This window comes from Stenotrophomonas sp. YJH_SMC_21, assembly GCF_059369555.1.
Genome location: NZ_JCAFSU010000001.1, coordinates 58,309 through 74,611, shown reverse-complemented (window position 1 = coordinate 74,611; position 16,303 = coordinate 58,309). Strand labels below are relative to the sequence as shown.

Sequence of the window (16,303 nt, the reverse complement as noted above, 5' to 3'; positions counted from 1 at the left end):
GCTTGGCAGCCGCATCCATGCGGCTGACACCCCCGCCCAGCCCACCCGCCCGGCCCCTGACAGTTTCCGTGGCCGCCACCGCAGGAAGAGAAAGAAGAAGATCAAAAGCAAAGACAACAGCAACGGCAACAGCCGCGCGCTGTGTATTGGGGTCGGATCCGTTTTCCACAGGAAAACGGATCCGACCCCTTCTTGTTTTCCGATACACCTCTTCCACGCATGGCGTGGAAAACCAACCGTCACCGGGAAATTGTCGGAAGCGGGGAGGGGGCCGATGGCGGGACCGTCCACGGCATGGATGCCGTGGCCGAGCCTACAGGGACGTACTTGCGGCGTGTCCCGCCATCGGCCCCCTCCCCGCCAAACCAGCAGAAATCCAGAGCCGCTTTTGAAGTTGTTGTTGCCGTTGCTTGAAAAAAGCGGTGCAGCCGCAGGCTGCAAAACAACCCTCAATCCTGATCGTGCGCGCGCGCTGCCTCGGCCTGCGTCTCCTCCTGCGCCGCCATCTCGCGTGCAATCCACGCATCGATCATGTGCCGCTGGCGCTGCGCCTGCCGCCGCTCCCGCGTGTACTCCTGGTCCAGCACCCGGTACAGCGACACCATCACCAGCACCATCAGCAGCGCGAATGGCAATGCCGCGATCGTGATCATGCCCTGCAGCGCGTCCAGGCCTCCGGCCAGCAGCAACGCCGCTGCGATCAGTGCCACCGCAATGCCCCAGGCCAGCTTGCGCTTCAACGGTGGGTCGCCGGCCTCGTCGGTGGACATGCTGGCCAGCACCAGGACCGCCGAATCGGCCGAGGTCACGAAGAAGATCATCAGCAGCACCAGCGCGATGCACGACAGCAACAGCGGCAGCGGCATGCTGTCGAACAGTGTGAACAACACCGTCTCGTAGCCATTGCCAAGCGCCTGCACCAGATCGGCGTGGCCGAAGATCTGTGCCCACAACGCAGTGCCGCCGAACACCGCGAACCAGAAGAAGCCCAGCAGCGTCGGTGCGAGCACGACGCCGATCACGAACTCGCGAACGCTGCGGCCGCGCGAGATGCGCGCAATGAACGATCCCACGAACGGCGCCCACGAGATCCACCAGGCCCAGTAGAAGATCGTCCAGTCCGCCACCCAGGTGCTGCCGGAGAACGGTGACATGCGCAGGCTCATCGTCACCAGCTGGTTGAGGTAGGAGCCCAGCGTGGTGGTGAACGTATCGAAGATGAAGCCGGTCGGCCCCAGCACCAGCAGGATGGCTGCCAGCAGGGCAGCCAACGCCAGGTTGAAGTTGGACAGCCACTTCACACCTCGCTCCACGCCACTGGCGGTGGAGGCCATGTACAACACGAAGGCGACGGCAATGATGGTCATCTGCACGGCGACGGTAGCCTGCACGCTGAAGACGCGTTCGATACCGGCAGCAATCTGGATGGTGCCGAAGCCGAGCGTGGTGGCGACACCGATCGCGGTGGCAACTACGGCGGCGATGTTGACCACCCGACCGATCCAGCCGCGATGGTGGCGGCCGATGATCGGCTGCAGCATGTCGCTGACCAGGCCGCGTCCATTGCGGTTGAACTGGAACCAGGCCATCGCCAGGCCGATCAGTGCGTAGATCGCCCACGGGTGCAGGCCCCAGTGGAAGAACGCATAGCGCATCGATGCGCGCGCCGCATCCAGGCTTTGCGGCGCCAGGCCTTCCGGCGGCTTGCTGAAATGCGAGATGGGCTCGGCCGCACCCCAGAACACCAGGCCGATGCCCATGCCGGCGGCGAACAGCATCGACATCCAGCTGGCACGCGAGAACTCGGGTTCGGCGTCCTCGCCGCCGATGCGCAGGTTGCCGAAGCGGCCGAACGCCAGGTACATCAGGAACACCAGCGCCAGGAACACCACTAGCAGGTACAGCCAGCCGACACTGCGGATGACTTCTGCCAGCATCGACTGGACCACGGTGTTGAAGGGGCCGGGGGCGATACCGGCGAGCAGCACCAGCAGCAGAACCAGTGCGATGGAAACGCGAAACACCATGAAGGAGCTTCTCCGATCAAGGGGGATTGAGGGGAGCGAGCAGAGCTTGCGGCGAAGGGCCGGCGGCATGCAGCACGGACCGGGCAGGGGCCGCGAAGGCGGCGGGGAACGCATCGATCTCAGCAACGCGATGGCGTGCACGTTACTGAACGCGGCGTCATGGTTCCGTTAACGAATGGCGACCTGGTCCCGGAGGCGGGCGGTCTATGCTCTAATGCGCACCAAGAAGCGGGGGTACCGGGCCATGTGGCCACGGTTGAGACAGTCCCTTGGAACCTGATCCGGCTCATACCGGCGTAGGGAAGCTTTGCAATGCAGCCGTGCCCGGACTCCGCCCAAGGACCGTCCGTGCGCGGGTGCCGTGCGCCGCCGCTTCGTCCCTGACCTTCCTGGACGATGCCCGATGAACGCACAGCTCTCCGCCCTGCAGCAACAGGCCCAGCAACTCTCCGCATCCGTGACCCGGCCCATTCCCGGCTCGCGCAAGATCCACGTGCCCGGTTCACGCCCGGATCTGCAGGTGCCGATGCGCGAGATCGCGCTGACCCGTACGCCGACGCTGTTCGGTGGCGAAGAGAATGCGCCGGTGACCGTTTACGACACGTCGGGCCCGTACACCGACCCGGAGGTGCGCATCGATCTGTCCGCCGGTTTGCCGGCACTGCGTCGCGGCTGGGTGGAAGAGCGCGGTGATACCGAGCAGCTCGAAGGACTGAGTTCTTCGTTCGGCCGCGATCGCGAGCATGACCCGAAGCTCGACGCGGTGCGTTTCCCCGCGCGCAGCCTGCCACGCCGCGCACGTGCCGGTGCCAACGTCACCCAGATGCATTACGCGCGCCGCGGCATCATCACGCCGGAAATGGAATTCGTCGCCATCCGCGAGAACCAGCGCCTGGACGCGATCCGCGATGCCGGCCTGCTGCAGCAGCACCCGGGCGAGGCGTTCGGCGCGTCGATCCAGAAGATCATCACCCCGGAGTTCGTGCGCGACGAAATCGCCCGTGGCCGTGCGGTGCTGCCCAACAACATCAACCACCCGGAAAGCGAGCCGATGATCATCGGCCGCAATTTCCTGACCAAGATCAACGCCAACATCGGCAACAGTGCGGTGTCTTCCGGCATCGCCGAGGAAGTGGAGAAGCTGGTGTGGGCGATCCGCTGGGGCGGTGACACGGTGATGGACCTGTCCACCGGCAAGCACATCCACGAGACGCGCGAATGGATCATCCGCAACTCGCCGGTGGCGATCGGTACCGTGCCGATCTACCAGGCCCTGGAGAAGGTTGACGGCCGCGCCGAGGCACTGACCTGGGAGATCTTCCGCGACACCCTGATCGAGCAGGCCGAGCAGGGCGTGGACTACTTCACCATCCACGCCGGCGTGCTGCTGCGCTACGTGCCGCTTACCGCCAAGCGTGTTACCGGCATCGTCAGCCGCGGCGGCTCGATCATGGCCAAGTGGTGCCTGGCGCACCACAAGGAGAACTTCCTCTACACGCATTTCGAAGACATCTGCGAAATCATGAAGGCCTACGACGTGACCTTCTCGCTGGGCGACGGCCTGCGCCCGGGTTGCATCGCTGATGCCAACGACGCGGCGCAGTTCGGCGAACTGGAAACGCTGGGTGAACTGACGAAGATCGCCTGGAAACACGATGTGCAGACCATGATCGAAGGCCCCGGCCACGTGCCGATGCAGCTGATCAAGGAAAACATGGACAAGCAGCTGCGCGAATGCGGCGAAGCGCCGTTCTACACGCTGGGGCCGCTGACGACCGACATCGCGCCGGGCTACGACCACATCACCAGTGCGATCGGCGCGGCGATGATCGGCTGGTTTGGCACGGCCATGCTCTGCTACGTGACGCCGAAGGAGCACCTGGGCCTGCCCAACCGCCAGGACGTGCGCGACGGCATCATGGCTTACCGCATTGCCGCGCACGCGGCCGACCTGGCCAAGGGGCATCCGGGCGCACAGGTACGCGACAACGCGCTGAGCAAGGCGCGCTTCGAGTTCCGCTGGGAAGACCAGTTCCACCTCGGCCTGGATCCGGAGAAGGCCAAGGAATTCCATGACGAGACGCTGCCGAAGGATGCGCACAAGCTGGCACACTTCTGCTCGATGTGCGGCCCGCACTTCTGTTCGATGAAGATCACCCAGGACGTGCGCGACTACGCCGAGGCCGGCATGAAGGAGAAGTCGCAGGAGTTCCGTGCTGGCGGGGCCGAGGTCTACCGCCAGGGGTAACGGGTAGTGCCGGCCGCCGGCCGGCATTCCGTCGTGCACGGGACCGGGGAGAGTGCTGGCCAATGGCCGGCACTACCGTTCATCACGCCGCGCCCGGCTATCCTCCGCGCATCGCCCAGGGGAAAGGACGCCATGCCCGTTGCCACGACCACCCGCTGGCTGGCCATCGCCCGCCGCCATCCTTCGGCCTGGCTCCTGGCCGCCCAGTTGATCGCGGTGCTGCTGTATCCCGCCCTCGATGACACCGCCGCTGGCCGGGCGGCGCTGGGCATGTTCGGCATGGCGGTACTCGGCCTGGCGCTGTGGGTGGTCCAGCGCAGTCCGCTGGGAACCTGGCTGGCATTGCTGCTGGCCATTCCATCGGTGGTGTTCTCGCTGGCTGGCGCCCTGCTTGACCGCAGCGCGCTGCTGACCACCGCGCAGCTGCTGGAAAGCCTGCTGTACTTCTATACGGCCGGGGCATTGATCGCCTACATGCTGCAGGACCATCGAGTAACACGCGACGAACTGTTCGCGGCCGGGGCAACCTTCACCCTGCTGGCCTGGGGGTTCGCCTTTGCATTCGCGGTGTGCCAACAGTGGTATCCAGGCAGTTTCCAGGGCGCGACGGCTGGCCCCGAGCGCAGCTGGATGGAGCTGCTTTATCTGAGCTTCAGCTTGTTGTCCGGAGTTGGATTGAGTGACGTCGTGCCGTTGCACCCGCAGGCACGGGCCTTGGTGATGCTCGAACAGTTCGCAGGCGTCATGTATATCGGCCTTGTGGTGTCGCGTCTGGTCGGATTGACCATGCTTCGGCGCATGTGAAAATGAACGCCAGATAAAAATTTCGCGCCCATAAGGGCGCGAATGGTGATGCAGATTATGTGAATGCGTCGGCGAGAGAGAGCCTGAGTGTCGACCCCGTCATAGGCGGGGTAACCGGCTTAGGCTAATATCCGGGGGCGTTATTGTTTTTGCGGTATGCGCCGATGCTTTGTGCGGAATCTGGCTTTTCGATGGCCCTGTCCAGGGACGGTGGGGACGGTATTGCTGGTGAGCCCTGCCCAGGTCCCGTCCCTACTGTATAGCGGAAAATGAACAGCAGCGAACTCACGCCCATTGACGCCGACCGCGTGCAGGTCGGCGACTGTGTCATTACCTTGTCCTCGCGTGAGGTCGAGGTTGAAGGCGCGCGCCGTCCGCGGCGGCTGACGCCGAAAGCGCTGGGCGTACTTCGCGTGTTGATGCGGCAGCCTGGGCGCGTGGTCACCCGTGAAGAGCTGTTTGCCGAGGTCTGGCCCGATACGTTGCCGACCAATGACGTGCTGACCCAGGCCGTCACCCAGCTGCGCAAGGCGTTCGCCAACGACGATGACAATGGCCAGGCCTACATCGAGACCATCGCCAAGAGCGGCTATCGGCTGCTGGTACCGGTGCAGGCGCTGGACGACTTCGAGCCGGTGGCGGAAGTGGACGCGCTGGCCATTGCGGATGTGATGCCGTCGCCGGACGGTGCCGGCATGATTCCGGCGCTGGCCGTGCCGGCAGCGGCTTCACGCCGGCGTGGCTGGCGCCAGCTGCGCCGCCAGCTGTTGTGGGTGCTGGGCGTGATGATGCTGGCCGCGCTGCTGGTCATGGCTACATTGTTGCTGCGGCGCGGGCCGGAGCCGAGTTCACCGGTGGATGCAGCGGTCGAGAACGGCGTGCGGGTGATCGGCAGCCCGCAGCGTCCCTATCGCCTGATCACCGCTACCAGTGGTTTTGAAACCTATCCCACACTTTCGCCGGACGGCTCCCAGGTTGCCTACGAAGGCGCCAACGAGGATGGCGCCGGAGGTGGTGTGATCAAGGTGCAGACCTCGGGCAATGCGCCGGCCCGGCAGCTGGCGCTGCCGCCGAAGGGGGCCAGTGACCGTTTCCCGAGCTGGTCACCGGACGGGCGCGAGATCGCTTTTGCCCGCTTTGGAGCCGACGGCGGTTGCCAGGTGCTGATCGCCAGCGCCACTGGCGGCGGCGTGCGCCAGGCGACCCGTTGCGATGGAACCGAGCTGCTCAGCTTCGACTGGACACCGGATGGCCGCGGCCTGGTCTTTGGCAGCATGGTGGGCCGCTATGCCCATCGCGGCATCCGTGTGCTCGACCTGGCCAGCGGCCAGTGGCGGGCGTTGGACTACGCGGTCGATCAGGATGATTTTGACTACGCGCCACGCTATTCGCCCGACGGCAAGTGGCTGGTGTTCGTGCGCAATCCACAGATGGGCGACCTGTGGCGGATGCCGGCCGGAGGCGGTGAGCTGGAGCAGTTGACCAACGAATCCGCCGAACAGCGTGGCTGGGCCTGGCTGGGCGATGGGCGCAGCATCGTGTTCGGCCGGCGCGTGGACAGCGAGGTGCGGTTGTACTACCTGGACGTGGAGCGCCGCACCTTGCGTGATGCGGGCCTCGACGACGCACAGTGGCCTGCGGTGTCGCGCCACGGCGACGTGCTGGCCTTCGTTCACCGCCGTGCCCAGTTCGGCGTGTTCAAGGTGCCGATGGCCGGCGGCAGCGCCGAGCGGCTGTTCGCGTCCAGTGGGCGCGACGGGCAGCCGATGGCGGCGCCCGACGGTCGCCAGCTGGTCTTCACCTCCGATCGTTCCGGCAGTTTCGCGCTGTGGTGGGCGGACATGCAGCGGCCCGACTCACTGCGGCCGATCGAGGGCCTGCGTCCGGAGGGGCGGCAGGCGCCGGACTGGTCGGCCGACAGCCGCCAGCTGCTGGTGGTCGGGCGTGACGAGCATGGGCGTACCGTTGTCTACGAGATCGCCCCGCGCGACGAGCACCTGCAACCGCTGCCGGTTCCGGTGGATCAGCCGCTGCAGGCCCTGTACGGGGCAACCCCGGAGCAGCTGCTGGTAGTCGAGCGCGATGCAGAGCAACGCACCCGGTTGAGCCTGTTCGATCGCAGCGTGACCCCCTGGCGCCGCCTGGCCAGTATCGACGGCGTCTCCCAGGCGCGTTTTGATCGCGGCGATGGCCGCGTGCTGTTCACACGCCTGGCGTCCGGCGGCTTGTGGTCGGTGGATGCGGCACTGTCCCCGGCCAGCGTGCAGCAGGTCAGTGAAGACCGGCCCAGCCGATGGCGCTATCGCACCTGGACGGTGGCGGGCACCGGTGGTATCGGCTATCTCGGCAACTCGACCGAATGCGGTACGACCTTGATCCATATCCAGGCCGGCACCGAAGCCCCCGAGCGCTGCCTGGACCGGCAGCGGCTCAGCGCGGGCAACGGCATCAGTGCCAGCGCCGATGGCCGGGATCTGTACGTCGCCCTGGCGGTCAGCGATGGTGCCGACATCGGCGTCATGCAGCTGCCCCAGTCGACGCCAGCACTGTTCCCGGCCTTTCTCAAGTCATTGATCCTGAAGAAAAATATCTCTTCGTGATTTTTTCGTGGAGTTCTCGCCGCGAATTCGTGGCGATCTCGGTGGATTTTCCTGACGGGCTGACGCCTGATTAGGCAAAACGGAAGCCTGTATCAGGCAAACCCGTGGTGCCCCATGCGTCAACTCTCGCTGGCCGATCGTGGCCAAACCGTCTCCCTCGACAAGGCGCTGGACGATCTCGCGCCGACCTGCATGGGCGTGGCCCGGCTCGGCAGCCTGCAGACGGCAGGGTCAAGCTTCACTGTCTGGCTGCAGGTGCGGGGCAGTTCCTGGGTGGAAGCCAAGGAAGGGCGTTTCCGCCTGCGCCATGGCGAGTGGATTGCCTTCGAGAAGGAGTCGCGCCCGTTGGTGCAGGCCGGCCGTAACGGACTGTGCGTGGGCCTCAGCCTGACTGCGGAGGCGATGCGGGTGCTATCCGAGATGGCCGACTGCGGCCTGTATGCCGGTCGTGGTCGCATGAGCCGCGGTGACGCCCGCGTTGCCCTGCGCCTGTGGCGCGATGCGCTCGACAGCGGCCTGCCAGCGCAGGCGCTGCGCCCGCTGTTGTTGCATCTGGCCGGCCTGCAGCGTGACCTGGCCGACAACGTACAGCGCTGCCCCGGTCGCTCACGCAGCCGCAAGCGCCAGGTGTTCGGCCGCATGCAGCGCGCCCGTCTCTATCTGGAGGGCAACAGCCACCGCGTGGTGCGGATCGGCGAGCTGGCCGAGCTGACCAACTTCTCCAGCTGGTACCTCTCCAAGACCTTCCAGAGCCTGTATGAAGAGAGCCCCCAGTCGCTTTCGGCACGGTTGCGCCTGGAGCGGGCCGCCGATCTGCTGCGCGACACCGACATGATGGTGGGCGAGGTCGCCGCGGCCAGCGGATTCGACAACTGCTGCAGCTTCGCGCGGGCCTTCCGCGCCCGTTACGGGCAGTCTGCTTCCCGGTTCAGGGAAAACGGCGGCTTGCTCCCGCCACACTCTGCAAAGTCTACGGTTGGGTCGCGCAAATACAGCATCGCAACGCAATCGTAACGTGCTGGAGCGTTTTAACACGCTACTAACACGTACCTTGGAGAGATTGATGAACGTTCGCACCCCTGCCGTGCGGCTGGGCCTGCTGCCCGCCGGCATCGCGCTGGCGCTGGCACCGGCATTTGCTTCCGCACAGGAAGCCAGTGCCCCGACCACCCTTGATCGCCTGGAAGTCACCGGCTCCCGCATCCGCTCGGTGGATGTGGAAACCTCCCAGCCGGTCCTCACCGTAAGCCATGAGGACATCCAGCGTTCGGGCCTGGTCAGCGTCGGCGACCTGCTGCAGAACCTGTCCGTGGCAGGCACCCAGACCTTCAGCAAGGCGGCCGTGCTGGCGTCCAACCCGGAACAGGGCGGCCAGTACGTCAGCCTGTACAACCTGGGTGAGCAGCGCACGCTGGTGCTGGTCAACGGCAAGCGCTGGAGCACCAGCCTGGCCGGCTTCACCGACATGTCGACCATCCCGACCTCGCTGATCGAGCGCATTGAAGTCCTGAAGGACGGCGCCTCGGCGATCTACGGTTCCGACGCCATCTCCGGCGTGGTCAACATCATCCTGCGCAAGAACTTCGACGGCGCCGAGGCCAGTGCCTACTATGGCCAGAACAGCCACGGCGACGGTTCCAAGACCCAGTACAGCCTGACCCTGGGTGCCAGCGGCGAGCGCTCCTCGATCGTGTTCGGCGCGAACTACATCAAGGAAGATCCGGTGTGGGCCAAGGATCGTGGCCTGACCAAGTACTCCTATGGCCAGGGCCACAAGGAAGACGGTCTGAGCCCGGCTGGCCCGTGGGGTCGTTTCACCGATCCGCGTGCCGAAGGCACCGCCGGTGCTGGCGAATACAACAAGGCTGGCAAGTGGGTCCCGAACACCTGGGTGGTCAACCACACCGGTTCCTGGGACACCCCGGTCGGCGTTGGCCAGCCGTCGAACAACTTCAACAACTACCACCTGATTGGTCTGGACGACTACTACAACGCCTCGCAGCAGATGATGCTGAACCAGGGCGCTGAGTCGAAGACCATGTTCACCTCGGCCAGCTACGACATCAACGACAACCTGCGTCTGAAGTCGACGGCGATGTACTCCGAGCGCGATTCCAAGCGCCAGATCGCCGGCTACCCGCTGACCGGCACCTCGCAGCCGCAGTTCCCGGTGGCGATCAGCAAGGACAGCATCTACAACCCGCTGGGCAACTGGGCCAACCCGGGCGCCGGCGTTGACATCGGTGGCTGGGGCCGTCGTATCTTCGAACTGCCGCGCATCACCCAGAACAACGTCAAGTCGCTGCACTTCGACGCGGCCCTGGAAGGCAACTTCGACTTCAACAACCGTCCGTTCGACTGGGATGTGGGCATCAACTACAACCAGTTCGACGTGACCCAGACCAGCTCGGGCAACATCAACCTGCTGGCCCTGAAGAACGCCCTCGGCCCGTCGTTCATCAACGCCAACGGCGTCGCCCAGTGCGGCACCGCTGCCAACCCGATCGCGCTGGGCACCAGCCCGGGCAGCTGCGTTCCGTTCGACCTGCTGGGTGGCGCCAGCGCCGCGACCCCGGATGCGCTGAAGTACATCAACACCCTGCTGAACTCGACCGGCCAGAGCAAGAGCAAGCAGTACTTCGCCAACATCACCGGTTCGCTGTTCGACATGCCGGGCGATGCGGGCGAGTTCGCCTTCGCTGCCGGTTACGAGCATCGCGAAGTGTCGGGCTACGATCACCCGGACGCACTGTCCTCCTCGGGTTACACCACCGAGCTGGCCGCGCAGCCGACCGAAGGCAAGTACAAGACCAACGAGTTCTACCTGGAACTGATGGTGCCGCTGCTGCGTGACCTGCCGGGTGCCAAGGAGCTGTCGCTGGATATCGCCAGCCGCTACTCGGACTACGACAAGTTCGGCAACACGGTCAACAGCAAGTTCAGCGTGACCTGGAAGCCGATCGACGACCTGCTGGTGCGTGCGACCTACGGCGAGGGCTTCCGTGCCCCGACCCTGGACGACACGTTCGGTGGTGGTTCGCAGACCTTCGACAAGTTCACCGATCCGTGTGATGCCGTGTTCGGCCAGCGCAGCAACCCGGCCGTTGCAGCCCGTTGCGGTGCTGAAGGCCTGGCGTCCGACTTCCGTCAGACCGACGCTGCCGGTCGTCCGATCAGTGCCCGTGACACCCAGGGTAACAACCCGTTCAACTCGGGTGTGGGCAACGACAAGCTGCAGCCGGAAACCAGCAAGACCCGCACCGCGGGCCTGGTCTGGAGCCCGAGCTTCGTCAGCGGCCTGAACGTCTCGCTGGACTGGTACAAGATCACTGTCGACAACGTGATCACCGCGCTGTCGGCGAACTACGTGCTGAACCAGTGCTACCAGAACGGTGTGCAGGCCTTCTGTGACCAGTACAGCCGTGGCGACGTCGCCAACGGCCAGCAGGTCACCGGCCTGAGCCGCGGCAACGCGAACCTGGGGTCGCTGGAAACCGAAGGCTACAACTTCGGCGTCCGCTACCGCATGCCGGAATACAGCTTCGGTACCCTGTCGTTCAACCTGGACACCAACTACCTGACCAGCTTCCGTCAGCAGGCCACCAAGGGTGCTGCATGGGATGACTACGCAGGCTACTGGAACTACCCGCGTGTCCGCGGCACCCTGGCCAGCACCTGGACCAAGGGCGACCTGTCGGCCACCTGGACCATGCGTTACTACGGCGGCTTCCGCGACTTCTGCTACGACCAGGAAAATGGCCTGGAGTGCAACCAGCCGGATTACTACACCGAGAACGGTGGCTGGAGCGGTGGCCTGGGTGCCAACAAGAAGGGCGCGATCGTCTATCACGACATCTCGGCCACCTGGCAGGCCCCGTGGAACGGCAGCGTGACCGTCGGTGCCCGCAACGTGTTCGGCAAGACCCCGCCGATCACCTACGCGGTGACCAACGCCAGTGCCGTGCAGCTGGACCCGATGCTGGATTACGACCGCTTCCTGTTCATCCAGTACAACCAGCGCTTCTGATCCATCGAAGCCTGAAGGCAAGACGAGGAGGGCGGGCCGCAAGGCCCGCCCTCTTTGCGTTTGGCAGAGCCGGGTCGGGAAATTCTGAATCGGGCAGTTCAGCGACAAAGGTCACGCTTGTCGCAACTGGACCGCTGGTAGGTTCGCAGAGGTCCATTCCGGACCAGGGAGAGCGCGAAATGAACAACGCGATGCCACGTATGTTTGCTGCTGCAGTTCTCGCCGTCCTGAGCCTGGCCGGCAGTGTGTCGGCCGGTCCGCTGGTGTGTGCCAATGGCCGTTATTGCGCGGAGGTGCGCAGCAACTGCATCAAGGCCGGTGAGGATGCGGCGTACTGCCAGTTCCTGTTCGAGCGCTGCGTGTACGACCACTGCGCGCAGCCCTGACGCAACGAAGGCGCGTCCCTGCGGACGCGCCTTCATCGTGTGGATTGCCGGTGGAACTCAGGCTTCGCTCGGCGTAAGCCCCATCAGGCTGTTGGCATGTTCACGCCACTGCGGCAGTTTGTTGAGCACGCCCGCGCGCTGCAGATAGTCCTCATCCACCGGGTCGCCGTTGACCAGCGCCAGGGCCACGTGCACCGCACCGGTCACCCAGAAGCTGCGGGTGTTGGCGCGCTGCGGCTGCAGGTGGAATGCCACCGCTTCGATGATCGGCATCGGCAGGCCCCACAGCCCCAGCAGATAGGCACCGGCTTCGGCATGGCCTGGGCGGGTATCACCGGCCAGCGACGGCTCGGTGCGCTCGTTGCGTACGCCGGGCAGCAGCAGGCCGATGTCGGCCAGCAGTGCCGCGGTTGCGCCCAGTTCGGCACTGGATTCGGGCAGCAGGCGTGCGGCCAGGCGCGAGGCGAGCAGGGCGCGCTGCTGCAGCGAGTTGCGTTCGGCAGTCGACAGCGTCGGCGCCGAGAACACTTCACTGGCCAGCACCAGGTCACGCAGCGTGGCCAGGCCCAGCCGGGTGACTGCAGTACGCAGGTCGGCAATGGTGCGGCCCTGGCTGAAGAACGCCGAGTTCGACAACTGCAGCACCTTGGCGGCGATGGCCGGATCGGCGGCCACCAGCTTGGCCACGTCGGCGCTGTCGGCGTCGTCGTCATGCTCCAGCGCCTGGGTCAGGCTCAGGTACAGGTGCGGCGGCGACGGCAGTTTCTCGATGCGGCCGATGGCATCGCGCAGGCGCGGGCTGTCCAGCACTTCGCGCAGCTCTTCCAGGCTGGTCAGCGCTTCCAGCAGTACTTCCGGTGCCAGTGGCAACGGCAGGAAACGGTGAGCGACACCGATCAGGCGTGCCGGCGGCGGCCGGTTGCCATGCTGTGCGTCCACCAGCGCGATGCGGATGGTTTCCGGACGCAGGGTCCTGATCTGGCCGAGCAGCGTGGTGGCATTGAGGTCCGGCAGCTGCGGGCAGACAATCACCGCGTCCACGCCCTGGGTGGCAACCGCGGTCATCGCGGTCTGGCCATCGGTGGCGGTCAGCGGCTGCCAGTCTTCCCCAAGATCGGCAATGAATTCGGTCAGCTCAGCCGGCAGGCTGGCTGCATCCCCAACAAGCAGAATACGCACGACACATTCCCCTGGCTGTCTCGACGATGGATGTCGATGACGTGTGAAGTGACGCAATTTACCTAATACGGCAGCAAGAGTGATGTGCCGTCATCATGAAACGTGACCCGCATCGCTCCGGCAGGGTACCGCCGGAGCGATCCGGTTCAGGCTCAGGCCTTGCTGTCGAGGTGGCGCTGGTGCGCCTCGATCAGGATCTGCTTGGCCTCAGCGGCGCCGCCCCAACCGTCCAGCTTGACCCACTTACCCTTCTCGAGGTCCTTGTAGTGCTCGAAGAAGTGGCCGATGCGCTCCAGCCAGTGGCTCGAAACCTGGGCGATGTCTTCAACGTGGGCGTAGCCACTGAAGATCTTCGAGACCGGCACGGCCAGGATCTTCTCGTCGCTGCCCGCCTCATCGCTCATCTTCAGCACGCCGACCGGACGGCAGCGCACGACCGAGCCCGGCACCAGCGGGAGCGGCAGCACCACCAGCACGTCGGCCGGATCGCCGTCGCCGCACAGGGTGCTCGGCACGTAGCCGTAGTTGCAGGGGTAACGCATCGGGGTGGACAGGATGCGGTCGACGAAGATCGCGCCGGTTTCCTTGTCCACTTCGTACTTCACCGGCTCCGAGTCCTTCGGGATCTCGATGATGACGTTGATTTCTTCCGGCGGGTTCTTGCCGGGCGAGACGAGTTCCAGACCCATGGTCGTGCTCCAGGTGGGGGATATAGACGGATAGCCCCCCATTTTATGCCTTTGCCGGGCGCTGTGCAGAGGGAGGGGCTGACCGCTGCGTGGGGCAGGGACCCACGCGGCAGGCCGGGGTTGGCTGATAGGGCCGGCCGGTGCGGGGGCGCAGGCTGGATCGACCTTGCCAAGGAGTCCGCCGATGAAAGTGTCTGCCCTGCCGTTCGCCCTGTTCTGCATGCTGCTGGTTGCGCCGTTGGCCCAGGCCTCTCCTTACGTCGACCTGATCGACTACCCGCGGCAGGAAGCCAACTGGGACCGCTTCTTTGCCCTGGAGGGACGTCTGCAGTACGGGTTCGACGCGATCTGCGGCGATACCTTCTGCGAAGGCGAGTACAGCGATATCCGCGCCCTGCGCCTGCGCTGCTCGGTGGACGCGATGCGCGGCACGGTGCATGAGTGCCTGTGGGCATTTGCCGCCAGTGACCTGGCTGTGTCGCGGCATGACGGTGCGATCGTCGCCCGGCAACCGACCTGGCTGTGCCGCCTGCCGCTGGAGCCTGGCACACCGGTGGAGGCCTTCCATGCCGCGCTCGCCGCCCGCAATCCACTGCATGACCCGTTGCCGGGGACCTCGCAGAGCGTCTATGACGGGCTGACCGGGTGCATCCATTGATGCGAACGTGACTGATTCTCATTAACGGAGTAGCATGCGCGGCGCCTTCCGTCTGTCGTCCCGGTTCCGCGCATGTCCTCCAATGCCGCCTCCCTCACCGAACTGCTGATCCGCGAGCGGCCTGCGCTGCTGCGCCGGGTGCAACGCATCCTGGGGGGCGACAACGGCGCCGAGGACGTGATCCAGGCGGTGTGGTTCAAGGCGCGTGGTGTCGATGACAGCCAGGCCATCGACAATCCGCGTGCCTACCTGTACCGGCTGGCCGCCAACCTGGCCACCGACCACGGCCGCGAATCGACCCGGCGCAACCGCCTGCTGGCCGACCACTACCTGTGGGGAGCGGACGAGGTCATCTCGACCGAGGAACAGGCCATGGCCCAGGACGAGCTGCAGCGTGTGCTGGATGCGGCCGGACACCTGCCGGAGCCGACCCGCACCATCTTCCGGCTCAACCGCCTGCAGGGCCTGACCCAGGCCGAGATCGCCCGCCGCCTCGGGGTGTCGGTGACCACCGTCGAGAACCATGTGCGCACCGCGTTGCAACGCCTGGCCTGGGCGCGCAGCGGCCGATGATCGCCCCGGCTTGGGGCTGGCCCTCGCTGAAACGTCTTGATCACTGGACCGTGGATGCGGTCTAGTTCCCCCGCCCGCGCTTGAATGCGCCTGTCCGCCAGCCGATGAGCCCGCCGAACACGCTGCCCGCCGCCAATGACGATGCCCTGGCCGAACAGGCCCGGGGCTGGATTGCGTGGCTGGCCTCGGGTGACATCGGCGAGGGGCGCATGCACGAGTTCGAGCGCTGGCTGGCAGAACCGGGGCACCGTCGGGCCTTCGAGCACGAGCGAGCGCTGTGGCGCAGTGTCGGGCCACGCCCGCAGGCCCGGTCCGCCGAACGCCGCCGCCCGCATCGAATGCGCTGGGCGATGGCCGCTGCAGCTGTGCTGGCGATGCTGGTGGCATGGCCGGAGGCCTGGTTGCGGCTGCAGGCCGACCATCGCAGCACGCACGTCGTGCAGAACGTAACGCTGCCCGATGGCAGCCGCGCAGTGCTGGATGCGGACAGCGCGATCGCCGTGCGCTTCGATGCGCACGCACGCGAGGTCGAGCTGCTGCGCGGGCGCGTCTGGTTCGAGGTCAGCCCGGATGCGCAGCGGCGTTTCAGCGTGCGTGCCGGCAATGGCGTGGTCGAGGACATCTCCACCGCGTTCACCGTCGCGCGTGGCGATGGCGGGGTGGAAACCCAGGTCGGGCAGGGCAGGGTGCGCGTGGCCAGCCCGGCCGACGGTGGCTGGACCTACCTGCAGGCGGGCCAGCGTGCCGTCTATGGCGAGCGCAACGGCGTGACGCGCCTGCAGGATGTGGCGGCCGACAGCGTGGGCGCGTGGCGCCAGGGCGAGCTGCTGCTGGAGCAGGCCAGCGTCGCCGACGCCGTGCAATGGGTGGGGTGCTATCGTGCCGGCCCGACGTTCGTGCGCGGTGATCTGTCGCGACTGCCGGCGATCAGTGCGGCGCTACGCATCGATCGCCCGGAACAGGCGCTGGACGCGTTGGCGGCGACGGCAGGTCTGCAGGTCACCCGCCTGCCGCTCGGCGTCGCCATCATCCATCAGTAGATCCACGCCATGCGTGGATGATGTTCCCGATGTGCCGGCCAACGGTCGGCACCCACCGCGACCGCAAATCGC

At 65.8% G+C, this 16,303-nt stretch carries 12 protein-coding genes and 1 riboswitch; of the genes, 9 read left to right on the top strand and 3 right to left on the bottom strand.

What is annotated here, in order from left to right; genetic code table 11:
* Positions 1 to 449: 449 nt before the first annotated feature.
* The gene (locus tag AC5P67_RS00350; protein WP_005410943.1) at positions 450 to 2,027 is read right to left on the bottom strand and encodes a BCCT family transporter; all 1,578 of its coding nucleotides are present in this window, start codon (positions 2,025 to 2,027) and stop codon (positions 450 to 452) included.
* Positions 2,028 to 2,247: 220 nt separating this feature from the next.
* Positions 2,248 to 2,348, top strand: a riboswitch (TPP riboswitch).
* An 82-nt stretch (positions 2,349 to 2,430) separates the two neighbouring features.
* Here AC5P67_RS00350 and thiC point away from each other — a divergent pair.
* The 6 genes from thiC (at position 2,431) to AC5P67_RS00320 (ending at position 12,092) form a co-directional block, all read left to right on the top strand.
* On the top strand, positions 2,431 to 4,275 hold the full coding sequence (gene thiC / locus AC5P67_RS00345) for a phosphomethylpyrimidine synthase ThiC (RefSeq protein ID WP_005410942.1): 1,845 nt from the start codon (positions 2,431 to 2,433) through the stop codon (positions 4,273 to 4,275).
* 132 nt (positions 4,276 to 4,407) lie between these two features.
* Positions 4,408 to 5,079, top strand: a complete 672-nt coding sequence (locus AC5P67_RS00340; RefSeq protein ID WP_005410941.1) for an ion channel — start codon at positions 4,408 to 4,410, stop codon at positions 5,077 to 5,079.
* 269 nt (positions 5,080 to 5,348) lie between these two features.
* Positions 5,349 to 7,679 (top strand): winged helix-turn-helix domain-containing protein, encoded by a 2,331-nt coding sequence (locus AC5P67_RS00335; protein WP_461292000.1) that lies wholly within the window; start codon positions 5,349 to 5,351, stop codon positions 7,677 to 7,679.
* Between the two features lie 114 nt (positions 7,680 to 7,793).
* Positions 7,794 to 8,693: a helix-turn-helix transcriptional regulator gene (locus AC5P67_RS00330; protein WP_005414398.1), complete on the top strand. Its 900-nt coding sequence runs from the start codon at positions 7,794 to 7,796 to the stop codon at positions 8,691 to 8,693.
* 49 nt (positions 8,694 to 8,742) lie between these two features.
* The gene (locus tag AC5P67_RS00325) at positions 8,743 to 11,706 is read left to right on the top strand and encodes a TonB-dependent receptor plug domain-containing protein (RefSeq protein WP_005410938.1); all 2,964 of its coding nucleotides are present in this window, start codon (positions 8,743 to 8,745) and stop codon (positions 11,704 to 11,706) included.
* Between the two features lie 191 nt (positions 11,707 to 11,897).
* A complete protein-coding gene (locus AC5P67_RS00320; RefSeq protein ID WP_223846439.1) occupies positions 11,898 to 12,092 on the top strand; it encodes a hypothetical protein in 195 nt (64 codons plus the stop codon).
* A gap of 57 nt (positions 12,093 to 12,149) precedes the next feature.
* Here AC5P67_RS00320 and AC5P67_RS00315 read toward each other — a convergent pair whose 3' ends face one another.
* Positions 12,150 to 13,271, bottom strand: a complete 1,122-nt coding sequence (locus tag AC5P67_RS00315; RefSeq protein ID WP_005410936.1) for an HDOD domain-containing protein — start codon at positions 13,269 to 13,271, stop codon at positions 12,150 to 12,152.
* 152 nt (positions 13,272 to 13,423) lie between these two features.
* Positions 13,424 to 13,960 (bottom strand): inorganic diphosphatase, encoded by a 537-nt coding sequence (gene ppa, locus AC5P67_RS00310; protein ID WP_005410935.1) that lies wholly within the window; start codon positions 13,958 to 13,960, stop codon positions 13,424 to 13,426.
* Between the two features lie 184 nt (positions 13,961 to 14,144).
* Between ppa and AC5P67_RS00305 the strand changes: the two genes are divergently transcribed.
* The 3 genes from AC5P67_RS00305 (at position 14,145) to AC5P67_RS00295 (ending at position 16,231) form a co-directional block, all read left to right on the top strand.
* Entirely contained in the window at positions 14,145 to 14,618 is a 474-nt protein-coding gene (locus tag AC5P67_RS00305; protein ID WP_044570834.1) for a hypothetical protein, read from the top strand.
* A 72-nt stretch (positions 14,619 to 14,690) separates the two neighbouring features.
* Positions 14,691 to 15,191 (top strand): RNA polymerase sigma factor, encoded by a 501-nt coding sequence (locus AC5P67_RS00300; RefSeq protein WP_005410933.1) that lies wholly within the window; start codon positions 14,691 to 14,693, stop codon positions 15,189 to 15,191.
* Positions 15,192 to 15,295: 104 nt separating this feature from the next.
* Positions 15,296 to 16,231, top strand: coding sequence for a FecR family protein (locus AC5P67_RS00295; protein WP_227415624.1), 936 nt, complete (start codon positions 15,296 to 15,298; stop codon positions 16,229 to 16,231).
* The last annotated feature ends 72 nt before the right edge of the window (positions 16,232 to 16,303 follow it).